Annotated in this window: 6 protein-coding genes and 2 pseudogenes; 6 read left to right on the forward strand and 2 right to left on the reverse strand. The window is 43.8% G+C overall.

Features of this window, described 5'->3' with window-relative positions; genetic code table 11:
- The 4 genes from ACEW8S_RS19910 to ACEW8S_RS19925 form a co-directional block, all read left to right on the forward strand.
- Positions 1–161 (forward strand): nucleoside transporter C-terminal domain-containing protein (locus ACEW8S_RS19910; protein WP_373519863.1); only part of this gene is annotated, 161 nt, incomplete at its 5' end.
- Between the two features lie 81 nt (positions 162–242).
- Positions 243–524, forward strand: coding sequence for a type II toxin-antitoxin system RelE/ParE family toxin (locus tag ACEW8S_RS19915; protein ID WP_373519858.1), 282 nt, complete (start codon positions 243–245; stop codon positions 522–524).
- A gap of 9 nt (positions 525–533) precedes the next feature.
- On the forward strand, positions 534–836 hold the full coding sequence (locus ACEW8S_RS19920; protein WP_373519859.1) for a HigA family addiction module antitoxin: 303 nt from the start codon (positions 534–536) through the stop codon (positions 834–836).
- A gap of 358 nt (positions 837–1194) precedes the next feature.
- Complete coding sequence (locus ACEW8S_RS19925) at positions 1195–2019, forward strand: thymidylate synthase (protein WP_373519860.1); 825 nt, start codon at positions 1195–1197, stop codon at positions 2017–2019.
- 5 nt (positions 2020–2024) lie between these two features.
- Here the strand turns inward: ACEW8S_RS19925 and ACEW8S_RS19930 are convergent, their stop codons facing one another.
- Positions 2025–2624 (reverse strand): DUF1080 domain-containing protein, encoded by a 600-nt coding sequence (locus ACEW8S_RS19930; RefSeq protein ID WP_373519861.1) that lies wholly within the window; start codon positions 2622–2624, stop codon positions 2025–2027.
- 154 nt (positions 2625–2778) lie between these two features.
- Between ACEW8S_RS19930 and egtB the strand changes: the two genes are divergently transcribed.
- Together egtB and ACEW8S_RS19940 are read left to right on the forward strand one after the other, a co-directional pair.
- Entirely contained in the window at positions 2779–3939 is a 1161-nt protein-coding gene (gene egtB, locus ACEW8S_RS19935) for an ergothioneine biosynthesis protein EgtB (RefSeq protein WP_373519862.1), read from the forward strand.
- A 42-nt stretch (positions 3940–3981) separates the two neighbouring features.
- Positions 3982–4674: pseudogene (locus tag ACEW8S_RS19940) on the forward strand (L-histidine N(alpha)-methyltransferase); the annotation flags it as partial.
- A gap of 30 nt (positions 4675–4704) precedes the next feature.
- Here ACEW8S_RS19940 and ACEW8S_RS19945 read toward each other — a convergent pair.
- Positions 4705–4828: pseudogene (locus ACEW8S_RS19945) on the reverse strand (phospho-N-acetylmuramoyl-pentapeptide-transferase); the annotation flags it as partial.

The raw sequence follows: 4828 nt of genomic DNA on the forward strand, positions 1-4828 counted from the left end.
GCTTCGCCAACTTCGCCTCTATCGGCATTCAAATCGGCGGCATCGGATCATTGGCTCCCGGCCAGCGCAAAACACTTTCAGAGTTTGGATTAAAAGCTGTTCTGGGCGGGTCTATCGCTTCGTTGCTTTCTGCTACTATTGCGGGGATGATATTGGGGTAAGGCCCATTTACAAGAAGTGATTTATACCACACCCTTAATTCAATTAAATTACTTATCTTTGACGTTAGTAACGCAAAAGATATGATTACATCCTTTGGCTCTAAGGAAACAGAACAGATATGGAAAGGTATTCGAGTTAAAAAAATGCCCATCGAAAACCAGAACATCGGGCGTCGGAAATTAAGAATGTTAAACAACTCGCAAAGCATTACAGATTTGCGAATACCGCCATCGAACCGACTTGAAAAACTGACTGGGAAATTAAAGGAATATCATAGCGTTCGTATTAACAAACAATGGCGGATTATTTTCCTTTGGGACAAAGGAAATGCAAATGAAGTGGAAATCGTCGATTATCATTAAAAGAAAATTATGGAAAAATTAGCGAACATACATCCCGGAGAAATTTTGTGCTTCGAATTTCTTGAACCCTTAGAAATTACGGCCTACCGACTTTCAAAAGATCTGAAAATCCCACAGACAAGAATTTCAGAAATACTAAAGGGCAATCGCAGAATTACCGCTGATACCGCTTTACGATTGAGTAAGTATTTTGGAAATTCCGCAAAATTTTGGCTCGGCATCCAAGATGATTATGACATCGAAGAAGAAAAGGTAAATAAGGAAAAGGAACTGAGTGAAATCAAAGAGTATATAAAGAAGAATGTAGCTTAATTCTAGGGATCAGCTCGCTTGGTACCGGCCTTCACAAAAACCACTCTGATTTTGGACTTAAGGTTGTTTTGAATCGGGATGGCGCGGTGCTGCTTAGGACTATTATTACAAAGATGATAGTATGGCATAGGTTTTTCTAATAATTTTTCTAAAAAGTCCTCATCCATATCTAATCTCGCGCAATTGAGAACTCACGCCGCCGACCGTCTAGTTAGGCTTTTACCGCGAGGGATTGGATACGCCGAACCTTTTTATTCTTCGTTGATAAATTCTGAAAACTAGCGTAACGCTTTGACCACTCTACCTATTTTTATCCTCTATTTTTACCCTATCGAGGGACAAAAGAAACAACAACACCATGAAACAATATCACACCCTACTAAAACACGTGCTCACCGATGGAAACCAAAAAGGCGACCGCACCGGCACCGGCACGCTTAGCGTTTTCGGCTATCAAATGCGGTTCGACCTGAGCGAGGGCTTTCCGATGGTGACGACGAAAAAACTGCATTTGAAGTCCATCGTATATGAACTGCTTTGGTTTTTAAAAGGCGATACCAACATCGGCTACCTTCAGGAAAACGGGGTTCGTATCTGGAACGACTGGGCCGATGATAACGGAGACCTAGGCCCTGTATACGGCCACCAATGGCGCAACTGGAACGACGATGAGATCGATCAGATTAAGGAGGTTGTCGAATCCCTAAAAAATAATCCGAACAGTCGAAGGATGCTGGTTTCGGCTTGGAACCCAAGTGTCTTACCAGATACCTCCAGATCGTTTTCAGAGAATGTGGCCAATGGGAAAGCGGCGTTGCCGCCTTGCCATGCGTTTTTCCAATTCTATGTGGCCAATGGAAAACTGTCTTGCCAGCTCTACCAAAGAAGCGCAGATATCTTTTTGGGGGTTCCCTTTAACATTGCATCCTATGCGTTGTTCACAATGATGATGGCGCAGGTCTGTGGGTATGAGGCGGGGGAATTCATTCACACTTTCGGTGATGCCCATATATACAACAACCATATGGAGCAGGTCGACCTACAGTTGAGCCGAGAACCACGGCCGTTGCCGAAAATGCATATCAATCCCGAGGTGAAAGATATCTTTGATTTTACGTTTGATGATTTTACGCTGACGGATTATAATCCGCATCCTCATATTAAGGGGGTTGTGGCGGTTTAATTCACCTATTTAATTTCCCCGACCCTAATATTCCGAAAACTAACTTCCATCTCATTACCGGGATGCAATTGCAGTCCGATCGGGCCCTCATTGGGTACGTCGGCGGATTCGAAGTTGAGGACTTCGGTGCCGTTGATCCAAACTGTATATACATTGGCGACGGCCTTGACCTTGATGGTATTCCAATCTTTGGGTTTTAAAACTTCGGCAACGCCTTTGGCCTCAACGGGATAGCCTTTGCCGGGAATATAGGGCGAGCCGGTCATGTCGCGTTTCAGCGAACCGGATATGCCCATTTGTATCTGTTGGTCTTCGTTCCTTAAAAATATCCCCGTATCGACCGTGCCTTCGCCATATTTAAAGTCCGTTTCGATGATAAAATCTTTATAGCTCTTTTCGGTCCATATAATATTTCCCTTTTTTTCCGGGCCGCTCTTGGCCATAAGCATATCGTCGTTGACCGACCACCAAATGTTGTTCTCGGGCAGGGTCCATCCCTTTAAATTTTTACCGTTGAACACTTTTTTTAGTTTTGGCTCCTGGGCGGTCGACGTAGAAATACATCCTATAAAAAACAAAGCTAGTAATCCGATTTTAGTCGTCATGTGATTTATTTTAGGTTATTTTGATGAAAAGTAGAAAAATAATTCCAATTTGTGGCGTTCCCATGACTAAATCACAAATGCATCATTCTAAAACCGTATAGAGCCCGCTGCATATTTTTAGGATTATTTATCTTTAAGCCCTAATAAAAACGCTATGATCCTTACCGATTCGCTTTTGGATTTTTTTCTGGAAACCCGAAATCACACCGAAAAAATCTGCGAGCCTTTAGAAATTGAAGACTATGTGGTACAGCCCATCGTCGATGTTTCGCCACCGAAATGGCATTTGGGACATTCTACTTGGTTTTTTGAGGAATTCATCCTAAAACCCCATGCTAAAGCCTATGAAATCTTCGACGAAGATTTTTCGTTCGTATTCAATAGCTATTATGAAACAGTGGGAAAACGGGTGGTCCGCTCCGATAGGGGTAATCTCTCACGGCCATCCGTTGAAAAAGTCTACGCCTATCGCGACCATGTTACCGAGGCAATCAAGAATCTGTTTGCCCAAAATCAAGATCAAGAAGTATTCGATGTGTTGGAAATTGGCATCCATCACGAAAAACAGCATCAGGAGCTTCTATTGACGGACATCAAATTTATTTTGGGAAACAATCCTTTACTTCCCGTGTATTCAGAAGGCTTTGATGGGCATCCTATAGAAAGGCGTCAAACGGATTGGATTTCGATGGATGGAGGTATTTATAACATCGGGCATAACTCCGACGGATTCTGCTATGATAATGAGTTGGGAAGGCACAAAGTGTACTTACATCCCTACGAAATAGCGAACAAACTCGTTACCAATTCCGAATATATTGCGTTTATCGATGCCGGTGGGTACCAGAAGTTCGACCTTTGGCATGCCGAGGGATGGGATTGGGTCACAGGGAACAAAATTTCCGCGCCGCTCTACTGGCATGATGTCGAGGGAAGTTGGCAGCATTATACGCTGGGCGGACTCCAAAAAATCGAGGGCGACGCCCCGGTTACCCACATATCCTATTATGAGGCCTTTGCCTTTGCCCAATGGAAAGGCTGCCGATTACCCACTGAATTCGAATGGGAAACGGCGCAGGAATTTTTTCCATGGGGAAAACGATGGGAATGGACTGAAAGTGCCTACCTCCCCTACCCTGGCTATAAAAAGGCCGATGGTGCCTTGGGCGAGTACAACGGTAAATTTATGGTCAACCAAAAAGTTCTCCGCGGTGGTTCTGTCGCCACCCCGAAAAAGCATACCCGACCGACCTACCGTAATTTTTTTCAGACCGGGCTGCGGTGGCAGTTTACCGGACTGCGATTGGCAAAATAGCCGTTTAACTACATGCATAAAAATTCTAAGTTCATTTTCCCCATGCAAGAATCGATAGCCCCCGCTTTAGAAACACAATTCGAAAAGGACGTTTACAAAGGTCTGACGGATTACCCAAAACACGTGTCCTCACAATATTTTTACGACGAAAGGGGCGACAAGCTGTTTCAGGATATTATGCACATGCCGGAGTATTATCTCACGGATCTGGAGTTCGAAATCCTATCCAAAAATACTGCGGAAATCGCGAAACTTTTTGCCAAAGGAAACGCTTCCTTCAAAGTATTGGAATTGGGTGCGGGCGATGGTAAAAAGACCAAAATCCTTCTGAAATACCTGTCCGAAAGCAAGTTTAAGTTCAAGTACCAACCTATAGACATCAGTCAGAATGCGCTTGACGGGCTTGAAAAATCTTTACAGGACGAATTGCCGCAAGTATCCGTTGAAACCCGCCAAGGCACCTACTTTGAAACTTTGTCAGCCATCAATGCAGAGAACGGCACTAAAAAAATCATTCTATTTTTAGGATCGAACATCGGGAATTTACTGCATCCACAGGCCGTGGAATTTTTAAAAAGTGTTCAAGATTTAATGCAGGAGGATGACCTATTGTTCGTAGGTTTCGATATGAAAAAAAATCCAAAGACCATTTTGGACGCCTACAACGACCCGAATGGAATTACGGCCGCTTTCAACAAAAATGTCCTCACCCGAATCAATCGCGAGCTCGACGGAAATTTTAATTTGGACAAATTCAGTCACTGGGAGGCTTATAATCCAGAAACGGACCACCACCTTCGTCTCCGGCCATCCCTTATACTCAAAATGGTGATGCAACGGGGCACACAAAAAAATCCTCTTCTTGTTCCGATACCGATAACTCAAGATG

Origin of the sequence: Pricia sp., from assembly GCF_041745955.1 — a bacterium.
In the GTDB taxonomy this organism is placed as follows: domain Bacteria; phylum Bacteroidota; class Bacteroidia; order Flavobacteriales; family Flavobacteriaceae; genus Pricia.

Excerpts from the sequence above, each read along its gene's own strand:
- egtB (WP_373519862.1), top strand. The coding sequence starts at position 2,779 with ATGATCCTTACCGATTCGCTTTTGGATTTTTTTCTGGAAACCCGAAAT.
- ACEW8S_RS19915 (WP_373519858.1), top strand. The coding sequence starts at position 243 with ATGATTACATCCTTTGGCTCTAAGGAAACAGAACAGATATGGAAAGGT.
- ACEW8S_RS19920 (WP_373519859.1), top strand. The coding sequence starts at position 534 with ATGGAAAAATTAGCGAACATACATCCCGGAGAAATTTTGTGCTTCGAA.
- ACEW8S_RS19925 (WP_373519860.1), top strand. The coding sequence starts at position 1,195 with ATGAAACAATATCACACCCTACTAAAACACGTGCTCACCGATGGAAAC.
- ACEW8S_RS19930 (WP_373519861.1), bottom strand. The coding sequence starts at position 2,624 with ATGACGACTAAAATCGGATTACTAGCTTTGTTTTTTATAGGATGTATT.